Raw genomic sequence first — 14,841 nt, forward strand, 5'->3', positions numbered from 1 at the left:
CACCGGACCGTTGAGGTGAACGTTTAGCTGGAGCACAGACAGTCTACTGGAAAACAACGACAGCAAAGGTGGGTTCCAACACGATGAAAATATTGACCGTGCTCGGCACAAGACCGGAAATTATACGGCTCAGCCTGATCATTCCGAAGCTGGATCACCATGCGGATCAGCATGTGCTTGTGCATACGGGCCAAAATTACACGGAAAGCCTGAGCGGGCAATTCTTCCGCGAACTGGGGCTACGTGCCCCGGATTATGTGCTTCAGGAGAAGGCGGGGACGCTGGGGAAACAGCTGTCTGCCATGTACTCGCAGATGGAGGATATTTTAAACAAGGAGCGCCCGGATCATGTGCTGCTGCTCGGTGATACGAACAGCGCCCTGTGCGCCTTGCTTGCGGAACGTATGGGCTACCCGGTCGTGCACATGGAGGCGGGTAACCGCTGCTACGATCTGGATGTGCCGGAAGAGAAGAATCGCCGCGTCATTGACGCGATTTCTACGATTAATATGCCGTATACGGAGCAAAGCAAGCAGCATCTAATACACGAAGGCTTTCCGAGCCAACGAATTATATTGACCGGAAACCCGATTTACGAAGTGATGCAGCATTACGAGAAAGAGGTGTCCGGCAGCGACATTTTGAAAAAGCTGGGACTGTCGCCGGAGCAATATTTCCTGGTGACCGCCCACAGAGCCGAAAATGTCGACCATCCGCCGCATTTGCTGGCTATTCTGGATGGCCTGAATCGGGTAGCGCAGCAGTCCGGACAGCGGGTCATTTGCAGTATTCATCCCCGCACTGCCGCTCGTATCGCGAGTCATCCGCCGATCCAACTTGATCCGCTGGTGGAGTTCCACGAACCGTTCGGTTTTTTTGACTTCGTACTGCTGGAGCGGCATGCCCGCTGCGCTTTGACGGACAGCGGCACCGTACAGGAGGAATGCTGCATCATGGGTGTGCCGACGGTCACGATGCGCCGGACGACGGAACGACCGGAAACCGTGGATTGCGGCAGCAATATCGTGTCCGGGCTGGATGGAGAGGTTATAGCGAACGCGGTAGCCTTAATGATCGGGATGAAGCATAAGTGGCAGTGTCCCGCAGGATATCTGGCGGAGGATGTGTCAGATAAGGTAGTCAAATTTTTGCTTGGAGGGAAACGGCATGTTTGAAAACCAACGTATCTTGGTTACCGGCGGTACCGGCTCCTGGGGGCATGAGCTGGTTACCCAGTTACTGCCGCGTAACCCCAAAGAGGTCATTATCTTTTCGCGCGGAGAATCGAGTCAGGTTGCGATGAACAGGCAGTTTGAGGATGAACGACTTAGCTTCTGCATTGGGGATATTCGGGATAAGGATGCACTGGTTACCGCCTGTCAGGGTGTGGACTATGTATTTCATTTGGCGGCTCTCAAGCACGTACCTGTATGTGAAGATCAGCCCTATGAAGCACTCAAAACGAATGTGGTAGGCACCCAAAACGTGATCGAAGCCGCTGTCATCAATCAGGTCAAGAAAGTCATTTATATATCGACTGACAAGGCCGCGAACCCATCCAATTTTTACGGGATGACCAAGGCGATTGGTGAAAAGCTGATTGTCTACGCCAATTTGCTGAATAGCGATACGCAGTTCGTTACGGTGCGTGGCGGCAATGTATTGGGCACGAACGGAAGTGTGGTGCATCTTTTTCAGAGCCAGATTCGCCAAAAGGGTACCGTTTCGATCACAGATATGAACATGACGCGCTTTTTCCTGACTTTGCGGGATGCGATCAGTCTACTGTTCAAGGCGTCGGTGGAAAGTATCGGCGGGGAAATTTTCATCATGACCATGCCAACCTGCCGCATTGTGGATTTGGCAGAGGTGCTCATCGAGGATTCGGGCGTGGAGAATGTAGAAATTGTAGAAAAAGGTGTCCGTCCTGGCGAGAAAATTCATGAGATTTTAATGAGCGACTTTGAAAGTCTGACGACGGTCGTGTACGACGAGCAGTATTTGGTCATTCTGCCAACGCTGAATATCCCCAACTAAAGGATCGCTACAAGCAATGCCCTCCAGTGTCGTTCAGCAGCTTTAGCTCGGAGTTCAATCTGATGTCCAAAGAGGAGATACGGAGGATTCTCCAGAGCGGGGGGTTCATTAAATGAAGCTTCTTATTTTGGGCGGTAACGGCATGGCAGGCCATGTGCTGGTCGAATACTTTCAAAAGCAGGGCGGATATCACGTGTTCTACACCACGCGTGATCCCAAGAATAAAGGTGGCCTGCTGCTGGATGTGAACGACAGTTTTATGGTGGAGCAGCTGGTGCGGAGCGTGCGGCCTGACATCATTATTAACGCGGTGGGTGTGCTGAACCAGTATGCCGGAGAGGATCAGGTTACAGCATATCAAATTAACGGTCTGCTGCCGCACCTTCTCCAGCGGACGGCGGATAGCATCGGCGCCCGTTTCATTCATATCAGCACGGACTGCGTATTTGAAGGGAAGCGAGTGCCAGGTCTATATCAAGAGACGGATCAGCCTGACGGGACAAGCGCCTATGCATTGACGAAAATACTCGGAGAAGTGAAGGCGCCGGGACATCTGACGATTCGCACCTCCATTATCGGCCCGGAAATCCGTCCGGGGGGCATTGGTCTGCTGAACTGGTTCTTGCAGCAGAGCGGGGACGTTGACGGGTATCGCCGTGTCTTTTGGAACGGGGTTACTACGCTGGAACTGGCTAAGGCTATACGGGTGTTGATGAATGGGCCGCTGGATGGACTCATTCATCTGGTTCATCCTGAACCGATCAGCAAACATGATCTGTTGCTGTTGTTCAAGGATATCTGGAAGAGGGAGGATATTCAGATCGTGCCGAAGGATGAGCCGGTGCAAGACCGGACACTTCGTTCTACCCGGGCCGATCTGCTCTACGATGTTCCTCACTACAGCATTATGCTGAAGGAGCTGCTGGAATGGACAGAAGCACAGCGGAACAACGTCGGCCCGTCATTGTAATTACCGGAGCGGCAGGCTATACCGGGATACACGCCTGCCGCTATTTTGCAAAGCTCGGCTGGGAGGTAGCGGCGCTGACCCGCACGGCTGCTTCCGCCCGGGAGCTGATCTTGCAGTTGAACGGTGATGAGAACTCCAGCGCAGATTCTTGCATCGGCTTCTACATCACGTCTTATGTATGCGATTTGCTCGATAAGGAACGTCTTCGCGAAGTGATAGGCCAGATTGCGCCGGATTATGTGCTTCATCTGGGTGGTAAAAATTCGGTGCCCGAATCATGGCAAAGCCCGCTGCTCTACATGGAATCCAATGTGCTGTCCACGCTGTATCTGCTGGATGCGCTGCGCCCTTTTCCCACAGCCCGGATTGTCGTGGCGGGTTCCCGGCTGAAAGCGGCTTTGCAGGCTCCATATCATCCATCGCATCCGTACAGTCTCAGCAAAAGCCTTCAAGAGGCAGTCGCGCTCTCCTGGAGCGCGTTGTTCGGCCAATCCGTCATGCTGGCGGAGCCTTGCAATCTGATTGGCCCGGGTCCCTCCACCGGCTTTTGCGCATTGCTGGCAGGTCATATCATCAGTACAGAGCGCACGTACAGGGAGTCGGCAACCGAATCAGCTCCTGAGCCTTTGCCCGCACTCGAACCCGCACCGTTCCGGGTATCTTCCCGGCATGCGCAGCGTGATTTTCTCGACGTGCGCGATGCCGTCAGAGCCTACGGTGTGCTGCTGGAGCAAGGGGTACCGGGGCAGGTTTATCCGGTCTGCACAGGCCGAATCGTGGAACTGGGCAACATCGTGGAACGTATGGTTGCACTGGCAGATACACCTGTCGCCATCCAATGGGGGGACGCGGCAGAGTCAGCGTCTACAGATGCATACCGGGCCAAGGAGCTGGAGGACATGGGGTGGAGGCCGATCATACTGCTGGGGCAATCGCTGAAGGATATGATCCGATACCACCGAGCCGGAAAGGAAGGAACGATATGAGACCGAGTGTAACAATCGTCATTCCATTTTATAACTGTGGATACGTGGATCAGGCTCTGCAAAGCGCATTAGAGCAAACCTACGGCCCGCTTGAAATTATTGTCGTCGATGACGGTTCCACGACACATACCGAAATGCTTCAACCTTATCTTCCATATATACATTATTTAGGGAAAGCCAATGGAGGAACGGCCAGCGCACTGAATCATGGCATTCGGCATGCTAGTGGCGAATACATTGCGTGGCTAAGCTCAGATGATACCTATCATATGGACAAAATAAACAACCAGGTATCTTTTATGGTGGAACAAGGCGCGTATATCTCTCACACCAATTTCAATTTCATCAATAACTACAGCCAGATTACAAACCATCAGGCGGCGGCTGTGTTTCCTTCCCTACCGGAGTTTTATCGTTTTTTCCAGCAAGGAAATCCGGTCAACGGATGCACGGTCATGTTTAAAAAGGAGCTGTTCTCACATATCGGTCTGTTCGATGAATTGCTGCCGTATACCCATGATCTGGATATGTGGTACCGAGTGATGCTGGCGGGATACCCATTTCCTTTTCTGAACGAACCGCTGGTCAACTACCGTTGGCATGATGAAATGGGAACCCAAAAGCATTGGCCCGCTGTTGAACGAGAGTACAACATAACCCAAGCACGGTATCGAGATCGCTTCAGTCAGTTGTTGAACGGTTTTTCCTAATAAAGCCGGAAGTCTGTCAGGGGGGATTGATATGGTAGATACAGGTATTGTGATGCCGCTATACAAACAGGATATCGGCTATCTGCAAGCCGCGATTTCATCTGTGCTGGCTCAGAACTATAGGGAATTCCGCTTCATCATCGTTATTGACGGAGCGCCGGAAATGATGGGACCAGCGCTCCACGCAGCAGGGGGGACCCGCGTGTCCAGTTGATTACACTTCCTGAGAACAAAGGAGTATCCAGTGCCCTCAACCGGGGGTTTGACGAGTTGTTCCAAGATCCTGCGATCACATATGTGACCTGGGTATCCAGTGACAATGTATATTATCCCGGCTTTATAGAACGACTGCGACGAGAGCTGGAGCACGGGCCGGACTCGCTCGGCCTTGTATTCTCCACCTTCCGACATATAGATGCATCGGGAAATTCGGTGCATGACGACAAACAACAACAGGCACTCATCCGGTATCAGAGCCAGCCGCATCATGAATTGCTGAATGCCAGCATTGTTGGGGTTTCGTTTATGTACAAAAGCAAATATGCCCGCTTGATTGGCGGCTATCGGCTGCCGCCCGTGGAGGATTACGACTATTGGTTGCGGCTGTCCGAGGTCTGTGACATGAAATTCGTTCCGGAATTGCTTATGGACTATCGGGTCAATTCCACTTTCAGCGTGTCAGCCAGCCTCCAAAGTCAGGAAGAGCATCGACGCTGGCGTTATATCTTCCAAATCGCCAAGCACGAGGCGAGAGCACGCCGAGGTATTCCGGTTGAAATGAACATTTTAATGCCTGTCACCGATATTGCTACAGCTGAGCCGCTGCTGGATAAACTGCTGGAGCAGCATTATAGCAATTGCATCATTCGTTTGCTCGACCTTACACCAGAACAACAGGCCGCTTCTCTATTGCCACGTATTCCCGATCCTCGGCTGATCGTCACACCAAGGCCGTATTATTCTGTTAAGGAAGCGCTAATTCAGGCCATTGGGGAAACGACAACCCGCTTTGTTGTTTGCTATGGGGTCAAACCGTATATCGCCGTGACCGATTTGTATGAACTGACCGATTTTCTGCGTCCGCTAGAAGCTACCCACGCTTTTTATTACTATTTTGATGATCACTCCAATATTGGCAGCGGTACAGTAGTGAGCTTTGTCCCGCCAGAATGGAATTATGTCTACTTTACTCATAGATTACATCAGGCTTTAGAGGAGGGGAGGTGAGGTTGTTGTGAAAATTTTACTGGCTACCTACTGGCCGATCCCTCATTTGGGAGGCGTGTGGCCGTTTATGCTGCAAATTAAACGACGGCTGGAGCTACAGGGTCACACCGTGGACCTGATGGGGAACGGACCGGATACACCTAAATACCATATTGTTTTTGAAGATAGGGAGCTGCTGAAGGCTCAACTGCTGCCCATGCTGGATGCGAAGCTGAATGAGTCGGCTGTACCTGTATTACATTTGGATTCATGGGTGCAGACGGTGGAAAAGGATCGATACTGTATGGAGCTGGCAGCGGCGTATTTTGGGGTGGATCAGTACGATATCATTCACACGCAGGATGTCATTGCGACGCGTGCTCTAAGCCGGGTCAAACGTAAGGATAGCGCATTGGTGGCCAATATTCATGGCTCGCTGGCCCGCGAAGTTATGATGGCTCTCGAACGGGATCATGAGGAGGGTTACCGCGAGACTTTGATGTGGAAATATTATTGGGCGCTGGAGCACTATGGCGCTCTGTCCGCTGATATTACCATTACGTCTACGGAATGGATGAAACAGACGCTCGTCCGTGAATTTGAAGTGCCAGAGCAGCAGATTGCCACCTTCCAATACGGCTTGGATACCGAGCGCTTTTGGGAAGTCCAGGCGAAGGGGACGGACATGACACGACCCGAGGGGAAAAAAGTCATTATTTGTCCCTCACGGCTGGTATATATCAAAGGACTGCATTATCTAATAAGCGCTCTTGGCTTGCTGAAAGCAAGGCGCACGGATTGGGTGTGCTGGATTGTTGGAGAGGGGGACAAAAGGGAAGAGCTTCAAACACAGGCGAAGGAGCTGGGGCTGGTGGAAGAGGTAGTTTTCCTCGGGCATCGTGAAGATGTGCCTGCCCTCTTGCAACTGGCAGATATTTTTGTTCATCCGAGCATACAGGATAATCAGCCGTTTTCGGTTATGGAGGCGCAGGTTTCGGGGCTTCCGGCAGTGGTATCGAATGCGGGTGGACTCCCGGAAATGGTGGAGCATGAACGTACTGGACTGGTTTCCCTGGTTGGCGATGTGGAGGCGTTGGCAGCTCATTTGCAGCATTTGCTGGCTCAGGATGACGTGCGTATGGCCATGGGGAACCGTGCCAAGACATGGGGAACTGCGCATTGGTCTCTGGATGTCATGATTGCACGGCTCGTGGGTATTTACGGGCAAGCGCTCAATCAAGTACGTTGATTCGATAGTGAGGAGGGGGAACATGACTTTTCCTGTAGTTGGAGACTTGTACAACCGTATTTTTGAAATCCAGCAGTCGCACCCGGATTTTGAGGTGGATTATGAAATATGGAACCGGATTAACACCTCGTTACCGGAACATTATAAGCTACCGGACACTGAAATTCTGGAACGTATCAAACAAACTGTGCCATGAGAACGACAGTAATTTAATACATCTGGAGCAATTGTAAAAGGCAGGCGGGGACGTGGTTCCCTGCCTGCCTTTTGGATGATTTCGGATCATGTTCCGTCTGGGTTTTCATCAACCGAATCTTCGTAGACCGAGCCTTGGATCACGAGTGGACCCGTGACAACGGCCCGGCGGTCGGCCGATTGCACGGTCAGGCAATATACATATGGCGCTGTCGGTTCCACGGTTTCCTCGTACCTTAGCTCGGCAAAGCCCTCCTGATAGCAGGAATCCTGCAACCAGTCCAACACGGGACCCTGCCCGTCGTTGCGACGCAGCCGGATATCCAGCTCTCCGATATCCCAGTTGAGCAGCGGATTTTCCCATGCCAAGGAGGCTTCAATGACAATACGTCCTTCAGACTCACTCGCAGGAATGATCAACGTAGATAGCACGTTCTCCTGTCCGGTGACCTGAAAAGGCAGCGCATGTGTGCCTGCATCGGCTTTGTTTTGTACCGAATATTTTAACATACCTTCTTCCTCTCCTGTCCGTATATTAGGGCGTCACGGTAAAATGACTGGCTGTACGCATAGCAACCACGTTCCCATCCTCTACAAATTCAGCCAAAATAAATAGCGTTTCCGGATTGCATATACTTGTGACCACCCGCAGGTAAAAAGGATTTTGGGCTGTCTCCATATCCTTGAGCTGTACGACGGAGCCGACTTCGGGAGAAGCGCTCAGGCTAAGGAGCTGCCGCCGGAAAACGCCGCTATCATTCCCTATTTCCAACAGTACATCGACAGGTCTCTTTTCACGATTGAACAGGGTCACATGGCAGTTCTGGATACTGGCGCTGTCATAAGCGAGGTGATGATCAGCAGATAAAAGAAACACGGACATATCCTGTAGCCTCCTTGAATTCCGTTGTATACCAGCCTTATATCATATGAAAATGTGCCATGTCTGGACTGGATAGTTGTACGCCTTTTTTGACAAAATACGCGCCGGGGTCCAACCCTTTTAGCCGAGCTGTGCATGTAATGTAGCGTGGAACAACCTGCGGCCTGAGGAGAAAGGTCGCTTTAAAAAAGGAGGCACGGCTATGAGACTTGCACAACTGGCAGGGGAATATGATGCGGTCTTCAGTTTGGGGCAAAACTGCACGCCTGCCATTCAATTGGAAAAGAACCGCCTGCGGCCGTTTGCCGGGGTGCTGGACTGGATGATGTCTGACACGCTGTCCGATGTGAACCGCTTGCTGGAAAACCGGTTTGCCGGGTTTATGGATTTGCCCAATTTAAGTGTCATTGGTACGAGCCAACTGAACTATATGGTCAGGGATATCGATTATAACGTGATCTCGGTACATGATTTCCCGCAGGAACGCAATACGTCCGCTGATCTGGCGACTTATCCGGAGTTCAGGGAGAAGATAGACCGCCGTATCGAACGTTTTTTTGCAAAAACGCAGAAGGCGCAGCGCAGCTTGTTCGTCCGTATGCTGGGAACCTATGCAGAGGTAGAGGAACTGGAGCGCATCTTGTCCGGCATGATGGCGCATGAATTTCGTCTGCTCATCGTTAATTGTTCCGGTGTAACAGAGTTGACCGAGTTGGACTGGCAGCTTGCGAATGTATGCGCGGTGGAAATGCCTTTTGCCGATGTATGGAATTACCAAAGTGATCCGCACTGGCGTACGCTTTTTGGGGGAATGTCCTTGTCTTCGGAAAGGGGAGGACGGCGTGCTTGAGCGATTGCAGGGGGATTATGACGCTGTATTCAGCCTTGGAGGACATTGCCTGCCTTCCATTCAGCTGGATAAAAACGGACTGCGTCCGTATGCGGGACCGCTGGACTGGATGATTTCCGGCAACTTGTCGCAGATCAGTCGCTTGCTGGACGCCCGTTTCGCCGGATTTATGGACTATGCCAGCCTGCGTGTCACGGGGCATGATTACGGCGAGCATAACTTTATGGTCGAGGACGCGTCGTATGAGATTACGGCGGCACACCATTTTCCCGTTACCCAGAATACATCGGAGCATCTGACTTCCTATCCTGCATTCAAAACGACGCTTGATCGCCGCATCGCACGTCTACTGGAGAAATCTGAGCTTGCGTCCCGTCTGCTGCTGGTTCGTCTGGGGGGTAGCCGGGAGCAGGCGGTAGAATTGCACACCGTGTTATCAAGGATGATCACCCACGATTTTCGTTTGTTATTCGTAGATTATACAGGGACTGCCGGTGTGACGGAGCTGGACTGGGGGCTGGAGCAACTGGTTTCAGTGGCGCTGCCGCCTGAGGATATTTGGAGCGGGCAGGATGAGATGTGGCGCTTTATGCTGGCAAACGTCAGGCTACACGTCTGAACAACGGGAAGGTACGTCTTAGATTGTCTTTGGTGCCTGTGCTTGTGCCTGCGCCAAGCTGTAGAGCGCCGCATAACATGATGGGAAAGGAAGAAACTTGCTTCGGTTCAAAAGGAGGGTGCGCTAGTGAAGGCTTTGGTCACCGGGGGAGCCGGATTTATTGGTTCCCATCTGGTGCGTGCGCTTGCTGATTCGGGCATTAGGGTGCATGTGCTGGATAATCTGACGACCGGGAATGTCGCAAATGTGGACCCGCGCGCGGTCATGCATATGGCGGATATCCGCAGCTCCGAGACCCGGACGCTGCTCATTCGGGAAAGCCCGGATATTGTGTTTCACTTGGCGGCACAGGCCGATGTCCAGCAATCCATCCATCGACCGGATGTGGACGCAGATGTGAATGTGATGGGGACGATCCATCTGTTGCAGGCTTGTCATGAAGCTGGTGTATCCAAGCTGATATTCGCGTCCACATCCGGCGTATACGGTGAACTGCAAAAGCAATATATTCAGGAAGACGATCCCGTGAAGCCGATTTCGGGCTACGGGCTTTCCAAGCTGACCGCAGAATCGTATATCCAGCTTTTTCATCGGTTATATGGCATGAATTACACGATTTTGCGTTACGGTAATGTATATGGTCCCGGTCAGGCGGCGAAGGGAGAGGGCGGTGTAGTCGCTCTTTTTATGGATCGGTTGAAAAAAGGAAGCCCCTTGCTCATTCACGGCGACGGAACGCAAACCCGCGATTTTGTGTACGTCAAGGATGTAGTCAGAGCCAATATGGCGGCTATACGTGCAGCGGATCAACGTACAGTACATGTGAGTACGGGACGAACCACGTCCATCAATCGGCTGGCCTACGATTTGCTGAAGCTGCACGGCTCGTCTATTCGGCCCGTGTATTCGGCTGCGCGGGTGGGAGACATTCACCATAGCTGTCTTAGCAACGCAGTCGCGAGACATTGGCTTCGGTGGGAACCGCTATATGGCATCTCTGCCGGATTGAAGGAAACGTACGTGAGCAGTATGGGTTCAGGCAAAGAAGGCATGTAGCGGGAAAGCGTGGGATTCAGGAAGGGGCTGGGGATCAGCCTCTTTTTTATGGATAGCCTGGCAGCTACTTATAGGAAAATATGCACTTACCTGATAGAATGGTCAGCAGTATAGATCACAGGTTTCACAAAGGAGGAGTCTGAACCCATGTTGAAGCAGGCTTTAAGAACAATAGGTATCACCCTGGTCACATGTACGTTATTGCTGGATGCAGGTTCTTTTTCTTTAGCAGCCGATACATCTGTTGCTGCCGGAGCTTCGGACGGAACAACGGATAGCAGTACTACGCAGAACTTGACCATTGAGAAGAAAAATAAATTGCCCAAGGGATTCGTGTATCTGGATGAAGTGATTCCTGCGGCGCAATATGAAATCCGCTATTATAGTGAGAATAACTTTGTCGGCAGACGGATTGATGGATATAAGGGGCCTTTTGCGATCATGACCCATACAGGTGCAGAGGCTTTAAAAGGGGTCAGCGACGATCTGGCAGCCAAAGGGTATCTGTTGAAAGTATACGATGCCTATCGCCCGCAAAAAGCCGTGAATCATTTTGTTAGATGGTCGCAGGATAGCGGTGATGTGAAAATGAAGCAGCAGTATTACCCGAAGCTGGATAAGCGCAATTTGTTCAAGCTGGGCTTCATCGCCAGGAAATCCGGCCATTCACGGGGCAGCACCGTGGATTTGACGCTGGTGCACATCAAAACGGGGAAGGCTGTCGATATGGGGAGTCCGTTTGATTTTTTCGGTGATATTTCCTATTACAATACGAAGCTGATCAGCAAGACACAGCAGGCGAACCGAAAAATCCTTAGGGATGCTATGGTGAAGCGTGGCTTCAAACCTTACAGCAAGGAATGGTGGCACTTTACGCTGATGAAGGAGCCTTATGCTAAAACATACTTCAATTTTGATGTGGAATAGGAAATATGGGACGATTTAACTAAAAAGGATGGGCAGCTAACCTCCATGGAAGGCGTCAGCCAATCGGCGGAGAGTCTGAAAGGGATGTCCGCCGAGCTACGCCAGTTGATTGGACGGTTCAAGGTGACGGGATAATCATTATCAATATGTATATCAATACACGGAAAGGCGGCAGCTTCCTGATGGGAGACTGCCGCCTTTTGCTATTCATCGAAAAATGTCTACATGTTCATTATGATTCGCCAGCCAGCTTCAAGGCTTGATCCAGCACGGCGGCACCGTTTCCTCTACCGTAAGCCATCGTGTCAATGACATCCACAGGGATTCCATAGGGAGCTGCAATTTCGGCAACCGGCTTTTTACGCATCCGTACTTGAGGACCAAGCAAAATAGCAATTACAGAATCTTTAATGCCTTCCAGCTCTTCCTTAATGGTACTTTCGGGGATGGCTTCGATGTTCAGCTCTATGGACCTTGCTGCTGCTTCTTTTTTCATCTTGGAAACCAGAATGGATGTGGACATACCCGCAGAGCAGGCCAGAATAATTTTTTTCATATTTGAACGCCTCCAGAAATTGATTTTTAATTATTTATACTCTTCATCCAGATCAGCAACAAACGAGCGTTCTTTGATGGCAGCTTGATACCAGTAGCCGGATTTCTTCAAATGCCGACTTCGACCATTCTCCAGGTTAATTTCCACCAGTCCATAGCGATTTTTAAAAGCATTCATAGGAGAAACGTTATCTGTAAAGGCCCACAGCATATAACCTGTACAGTTCGAACCATCCTCTACAGCTTGTAACGTGTAGTATAAATGCTCAGTTATAAAGTCAATGCGATAGTCGTCCTGAATGATGTGTTCCTCATTTTTAAAGATAACTTCATTCTCGATGCCCATACCATTTTCCGCGACAAACCACTCGATATTGTTATATTCGTTCTTGATACGCATCCCCATATCGTAAATGATTTTCGGATAAATCTCCCAGCCCCGTGACTTGTTCATTCTTTTACCCGGAAGATCGAAATGCTCATAGTAGTAAGAGGGATGAAAAGGAATATTTTCATTCCACGCCTTACTCTGCGCTTTGACCCGGTGGGGATAATAAAGATTGATCCCGACGTAGTCAACGGTATGTTCCTTAATCACTGTTAGTTCTTCTGTGGTTGATTCAAATGTAATATCATGCGTGCTCATTAAGTCGAATAGTTCTTGCGGGTATTCGCCTTTAATAAGAGGATCCAAAAATACTCGATTGTAAAATAAATCATACACATGTGCCGCGTACTGGTCATGAGGGGCGCTGGATCGGGCATAAGTAACTTCGGGATTCAGAATAACGCCTATTTTCGCCCCGTTCTGACTATAATTTTTTGCCTTGAAGAGTTGTACGCACTTCGCGGTTGCCAGCGTTTTATTATAATTCCATTGCATCCACTTCCGCGTATTTTGTTCATAGGGATAGCGAAGGGCATCCAGATAGACACGAGTCTGTACAACAATCGGCTCATTAAATGTAAACCAGTGTTTTACCCGATCTCCGTACCGTTCAAAACCTTTTCCGCATATTTCACAAACAGTTCCACCACATGCTTGGAAGACCAGCCCTCATATTTGTCTAGCAAATAAGCGGGCACCTCGTAGTGCTCCAGACAAATCATGGGCTCGACCCCGCTTGCAATCAACTCGTCAATGACCCGGCTCATATAATCTGCATACGTTTCATCCACGACAACATTCTCATAATCCGTTAAGAAGCGGGACCAATTAATAGAAGTACGATAATGGGTCAGGCCAATCTGCTTCATCAGCGCAATATCCTCGGCGTAACGATTATAGAAGTCGGTTGCACCCGCAGGCCCATATCCATTGTGCCAGACATAGCGGTCATTTTTGTACCATTGGTCGAGAAATGAATCCTGACCTTCTTTTTTACCACTCCAGCCCTCTGTCTGCCAGGCGGAAGCCGCAGCACCCATGATGAAATTCGACGGAATTTGTATCGTATGTTTAGCCATTACATGCTTCTCCTTTTCGTTCTATAGATTCCCAAAGGCCCGTTAAGTAGGCCGCTCCCAGTGCACGGTCATACAGTCCATAGCCGGGCTTTCCTTGCTCTCCCCAGATCATTCTCCCGTGGTCAGGTCTTACATACCCTTCAAACTGATGACGATGCAGGATATGAATCAGCTCCGCCATATCTATGCTACCCGATTCGGACAGATGCGCTGACTCTTCAAAATCACCATTAGGATAACGTTTGACATTACGTAGATGAACAAAATGAATCCTTTTTTGCGCGGCGTATTTATCTAGCATTTTGGGTAAATCATTGTCTGGTGAGCTGCCTAGCGAGCCACTGCAAAAGGTAATACCGTTATGCACGCTGGGCTGAAGCTCCAGCAGACGGTCAAAATCCGCTTCTTTGCTAAGAATACGCGGCAGACCCAGAACAGGCCATGGCGGGTCATCCGGATGGATCGCCATTTTCACGCCGACCTCTTCGGCCACGGGAATCACTTCTGCCAGAAAATAAGCTAGATTTTCCCAGATTCCTTCGGCTCCCAGTTGTTTATACTGTTTCATCAAAGCAGGAAGCTCTTTTTTTGGATATGATAAATCCCAACCTGGGAGCGTAAAATCAGCAATGATCGGCTCAATCTTTTTCAGTTCTTCCCCCGAGAAAGCCAATGTCAACGATCCGTCGGGAAGAGGCTTGTCAATGACGGTACGAAACCAGTCAAAGGCAGGCATGAAATTGTAACAGACTACTTTTACCCCGGCATCACCCAGCCTTCTCAGCGTTTCTTTATAGTTGGCAATATAGTTATCTCTGGTGGAGAGTCCCAGCTTGATCGCTTCATGTACCGGAACGCTTTCCACGACTTCAAACTGAAGTCCTGCTTCCTCGATTTGCTGCTTGAGAGCAGTGATACGCTCCATAGGCCATACCTCTCCAGGCGGAACGGTATAAACCGCGCTTACAATTCCTTTGATATAGGGGACATGCCGGATGTAAGAGAGTGGAATGGAATCCTGCTCGCCATACCACCGAAAAGTCATTTTCACCATAATCAGCTTCTTCCTTTAAAGTTGGCGTTAACCTCAATCCATTAAGAATACGCTTTCAATTGAACGATATATTTCTA

16 protein-coding genes and 2 pseudogenes are annotated in these 14,841 nt (G+C 50.3%); 13 read left to right on the forward strand and 5 right to left on the reverse strand.

Features of this window, described 5'->3' with window-relative positions; genetic code table 11:
* Positions 1 to 83 precede the first annotated feature (83 nt).
* The 9 genes and pseudogenes from wecB (at position 84) to ASL14_RS27440 (ending at position 7,354) form a co-directional block, all read left to right on the forward strand.
* Positions 84 to 1,175 (forward strand): non-hydrolyzing UDP-N-acetylglucosamine 2-epimerase, encoded by a 1,092-nt coding sequence (gene wecB / locus ASL14_RS18155; protein ID WP_134912924.1) that lies wholly within the window; start codon positions 84 to 86, stop codon positions 1,173 to 1,175.
* Positions 1,168 to 2,153, forward strand: a pseudogene (locus tag ASL14_RS18160) (polysaccharide biosynthesis protein). The gene wecB and the pseudogene ASL14_RS18160 overlap by 8 nt, the downstream one beginning before the upstream one ends.
* Positions 2,150 to 3,007, forward strand: coding sequence for a dTDP-4-dehydrorhamnose reductase family protein (locus tag ASL14_RS18165; protein ID WP_134912925.1), 858 nt, complete (start codon positions 2,150 to 2,152; stop codon positions 3,005 to 3,007). Before ASL14_RS18160 ends, ASL14_RS18165 begins: the two are co-directional and overlap by 4 nt.
* On the forward strand, positions 2,965 to 3,993 hold the full coding sequence (locus ASL14_RS18170) for an NAD-dependent epimerase/dehydratase family protein (protein ID WP_134912926.1): 1,029 nt from the start codon (positions 2,965 to 2,967) through the stop codon (positions 3,991 to 3,993). Before ASL14_RS18165 ends, ASL14_RS18170 begins: the two co-directional genes overlap by 43 nt.
* The gene (locus tag ASL14_RS18175; protein ID WP_134912927.1) at positions 3,990 to 4,703 is read left to right on the forward strand and encodes a glycosyltransferase; all 714 of its coding nucleotides are present in this window, start codon (positions 3,990 to 3,992) and stop codon (positions 4,701 to 4,703) included. The genes ASL14_RS18170 and ASL14_RS18175 overlap by 4 nt, the downstream gene beginning before the upstream one ends.
* 31 nt (positions 4,704 to 4,734) lie before the next feature.
* The gene (locus ASL14_RS28200) at positions 4,735 to 4,917 is read left to right on the forward strand and encodes a hypothetical protein (protein ID WP_223264022.1); all 183 of its coding nucleotides are present in this window, start codon (positions 4,735 to 4,737) and stop codon (positions 4,915 to 4,917) included.
* Positions 4,914 to 5,930, forward strand: coding sequence for a glycosyltransferase (locus ASL14_RS18180; protein ID WP_223264023.1), 1,017 nt, complete (start codon positions 4,914 to 4,916; stop codon positions 5,928 to 5,930). Before ASL14_RS28200 ends, ASL14_RS18180 begins: the two co-directional genes overlap by 4 nt.
* 7 nt (positions 5,931 to 5,937) lie before the next feature.
* A complete protein-coding gene (locus tag ASL14_RS18185) occupies positions 5,938 to 7,158 on the forward strand; it encodes a glycosyltransferase family 4 protein (RefSeq protein WP_134912928.1) in 1,221 nt (406 codons plus the stop codon).
* Between the two features lie 22 nt (positions 7,159 to 7,180).
* Positions 7,181 to 7,354 carry a hypothetical protein gene (locus ASL14_RS27440; RefSeq protein ID WP_187644874.1) on the forward strand — a complete coding sequence of 58 codons (174 nt, stop codon included), beginning with the start codon at positions 7,181 to 7,183 and terminating at the stop codon, positions 7,352 to 7,354.
* An 86-nt stretch (positions 7,355 to 7,440) separates the two neighbouring features.
* Here the strand turns inward: ASL14_RS27440 and ASL14_RS18190 are convergent, their stop codons facing one another.
* Together ASL14_RS18190 and ASL14_RS18195 are read right to left on the reverse strand one after the other, a co-directional pair.
* Complete coding sequence (locus ASL14_RS18190; protein ID WP_134912929.1) at positions 7,441 to 7,863, reverse strand: hypothetical protein; 423 nt, start codon at positions 7,861 to 7,863, stop codon at positions 7,441 to 7,443.
* 25 nt (positions 7,864 to 7,888) lie between these two features.
* Positions 7,889 to 8,236: a hypothetical protein gene (locus ASL14_RS18195; RefSeq protein WP_134912930.1), complete on the reverse strand. Its 348-nt coding sequence runs from the start codon at positions 8,234 to 8,236 to the stop codon at positions 7,889 to 7,891.
* 202 nt (positions 8,237 to 8,438) lie between these two features.
* Here ASL14_RS18195 and ASL14_RS18200 point away from each other — a divergent pair, with 202 nt between their 5' ends.
* From ASL14_RS18200 to ASL14_RS18215, 4 genes are all read left to right on the forward strand, one after another.
* Entirely contained in the window at positions 8,439 to 9,086 is a 648-nt protein-coding gene (locus ASL14_RS18200; protein ID WP_134912931.1) for a DUF1796 family putative cysteine peptidase, read from the forward strand.
* The gene (locus tag ASL14_RS18205; protein WP_134912932.1) at positions 9,079 to 9,705 is read left to right on the forward strand and encodes a DUF1796 family putative cysteine peptidase; all 627 of its coding nucleotides are present in this window, start codon (positions 9,079 to 9,081) and stop codon (positions 9,703 to 9,705) included. The genes ASL14_RS18200 and ASL14_RS18205 overlap by 8 nt, the downstream gene beginning before the upstream one ends.
* A 126-nt stretch (positions 9,706 to 9,831) precedes the next feature.
* Positions 9,832 to 10,761, forward strand: a complete 930-nt coding sequence (locus ASL14_RS18210) for an NAD-dependent epimerase/dehydratase family protein (protein ID WP_134912933.1) — start codon at positions 9,832 to 9,834, stop codon at positions 10,759 to 10,761.
* Between the two features lie 147 nt (positions 10,762 to 10,908).
* Entirely contained in the window at positions 10,909 to 11,688 is a 780-nt protein-coding gene (locus ASL14_RS18215) for a M15 family metallopeptidase (RefSeq protein ID WP_134912934.1), read from the forward strand.
* 232 nt (positions 11,689 to 11,920) lie between these two features.
* On the opposite strand, the gene ASL14_RS18220 is transcribed toward ASL14_RS18215, so the two are convergent.
* The 3 genes and pseudogenes from ASL14_RS18220 to uxuA all read right to left on the reverse strand — a co-directional run bounded on the left by ASL14_RS18220 (position 11,921) and on the right by uxuA (position 14,761).
* Positions 11,921 to 12,244 carry a PTS sugar transporter subunit IIB gene (locus ASL14_RS18220; protein ID WP_134912935.1) on the reverse strand — a complete coding sequence of 108 codons (324 nt, stop codon included), beginning with the start codon at positions 12,242 to 12,244 and terminating at the stop codon, positions 11,921 to 11,923.
* Positions 12,245 to 12,274: 30 nt separating this feature from the next.
* Positions 12,275 to 13,710 (reverse strand): annotated as a pseudogene (locus ASL14_RS18225) (glycoside hydrolase family 1 protein).
* Positions 13,703 to 14,761, reverse strand: a complete 1,059-nt coding sequence (gene uxuA / locus ASL14_RS18230) for a mannonate dehydratase (RefSeq protein WP_134914569.1) — start codon at positions 14,759 to 14,761, stop codon at positions 13,703 to 13,705. The pseudogene ASL14_RS18225 and the gene uxuA overlap by 8 nt, the downstream one beginning before the upstream one ends.
* Between the last annotated feature and the right edge of the window lie 80 nt (positions 14,762 to 14,841).

It is taken from the genome of Paenibacillus sp. IHB B 3084, assembly GCF_001447315.1.
Taxonomy (GTDB): Bacteria; Bacillota; Bacilli; order Paenibacillales; family Paenibacillaceae; genus Paenibacillus.

Coding starts and splice junctions, on each gene's coding strand:
- wecB (WP_134912924.1), top strand. CDS start 84: ATGAAAATATTGACCGTGCTCGGCACAAGACCGGAAATTATACGGCTC.
- ASL14_RS18190 (WP_134912929.1), bottom strand. CDS start 7,863: ATGTTAAAATATTCGGTACAAAACAAAGCCGATGCAGGCACACATGCG.
- ASL14_RS18175 (WP_134912927.1), top strand. CDS start 3,990: ATGAGACCGAGTGTAACAATCGTCATTCCATTTTATAACTGTGGATAC.
- ASL14_RS18200 (WP_134912931.1), top strand. CDS start 8,439: ATGAGACTTGCACAACTGGCAGGGGAATATGATGCGGTCTTCAGTTTG.
- ASL14_RS18165 (WP_134912925.1), top strand. CDS start 2,150: ATGAAGCTTCTTATTTTGGGCGGTAACGGCATGGCAGGCCATGTGCTG.
- ASL14_RS18195 (WP_134912930.1), bottom strand. CDS start 8,236: ATGTCCGTGTTTCTTTTATCTGCTGATCATCACCTCGCTTATGACAGC.
- ASL14_RS18220 (WP_134912935.1), bottom strand. CDS start 12,244: ATGAAAAAAATTATTCTGGCCTGCTCTGCGGGTATGTCCACATCCATT.
- ASL14_RS28200 (WP_223264022.1), top strand. CDS start 4,735: ATGGTAGATACAGGTATTGTGATGCCGCTATACAAACAGGATATCGGC.
- ASL14_RS18170 (WP_134912926.1), top strand. CDS start 2,965: ATGGACAGAAGCACAGCGGAACAACGTCGGCCCGTCATTGTAATTACC.
- ASL14_RS27440 (WP_187644874.1), top strand. CDS start 7,181: ATGACTTTTCCTGTAGTTGGAGACTTGTACAACCGTATTTTTGAAATC.
- ASL14_RS18215 (WP_134912934.1), top strand. CDS start 10,909: ATGTTGAAGCAGGCTTTAAGAACAATAGGTATCACCCTGGTCACATGT.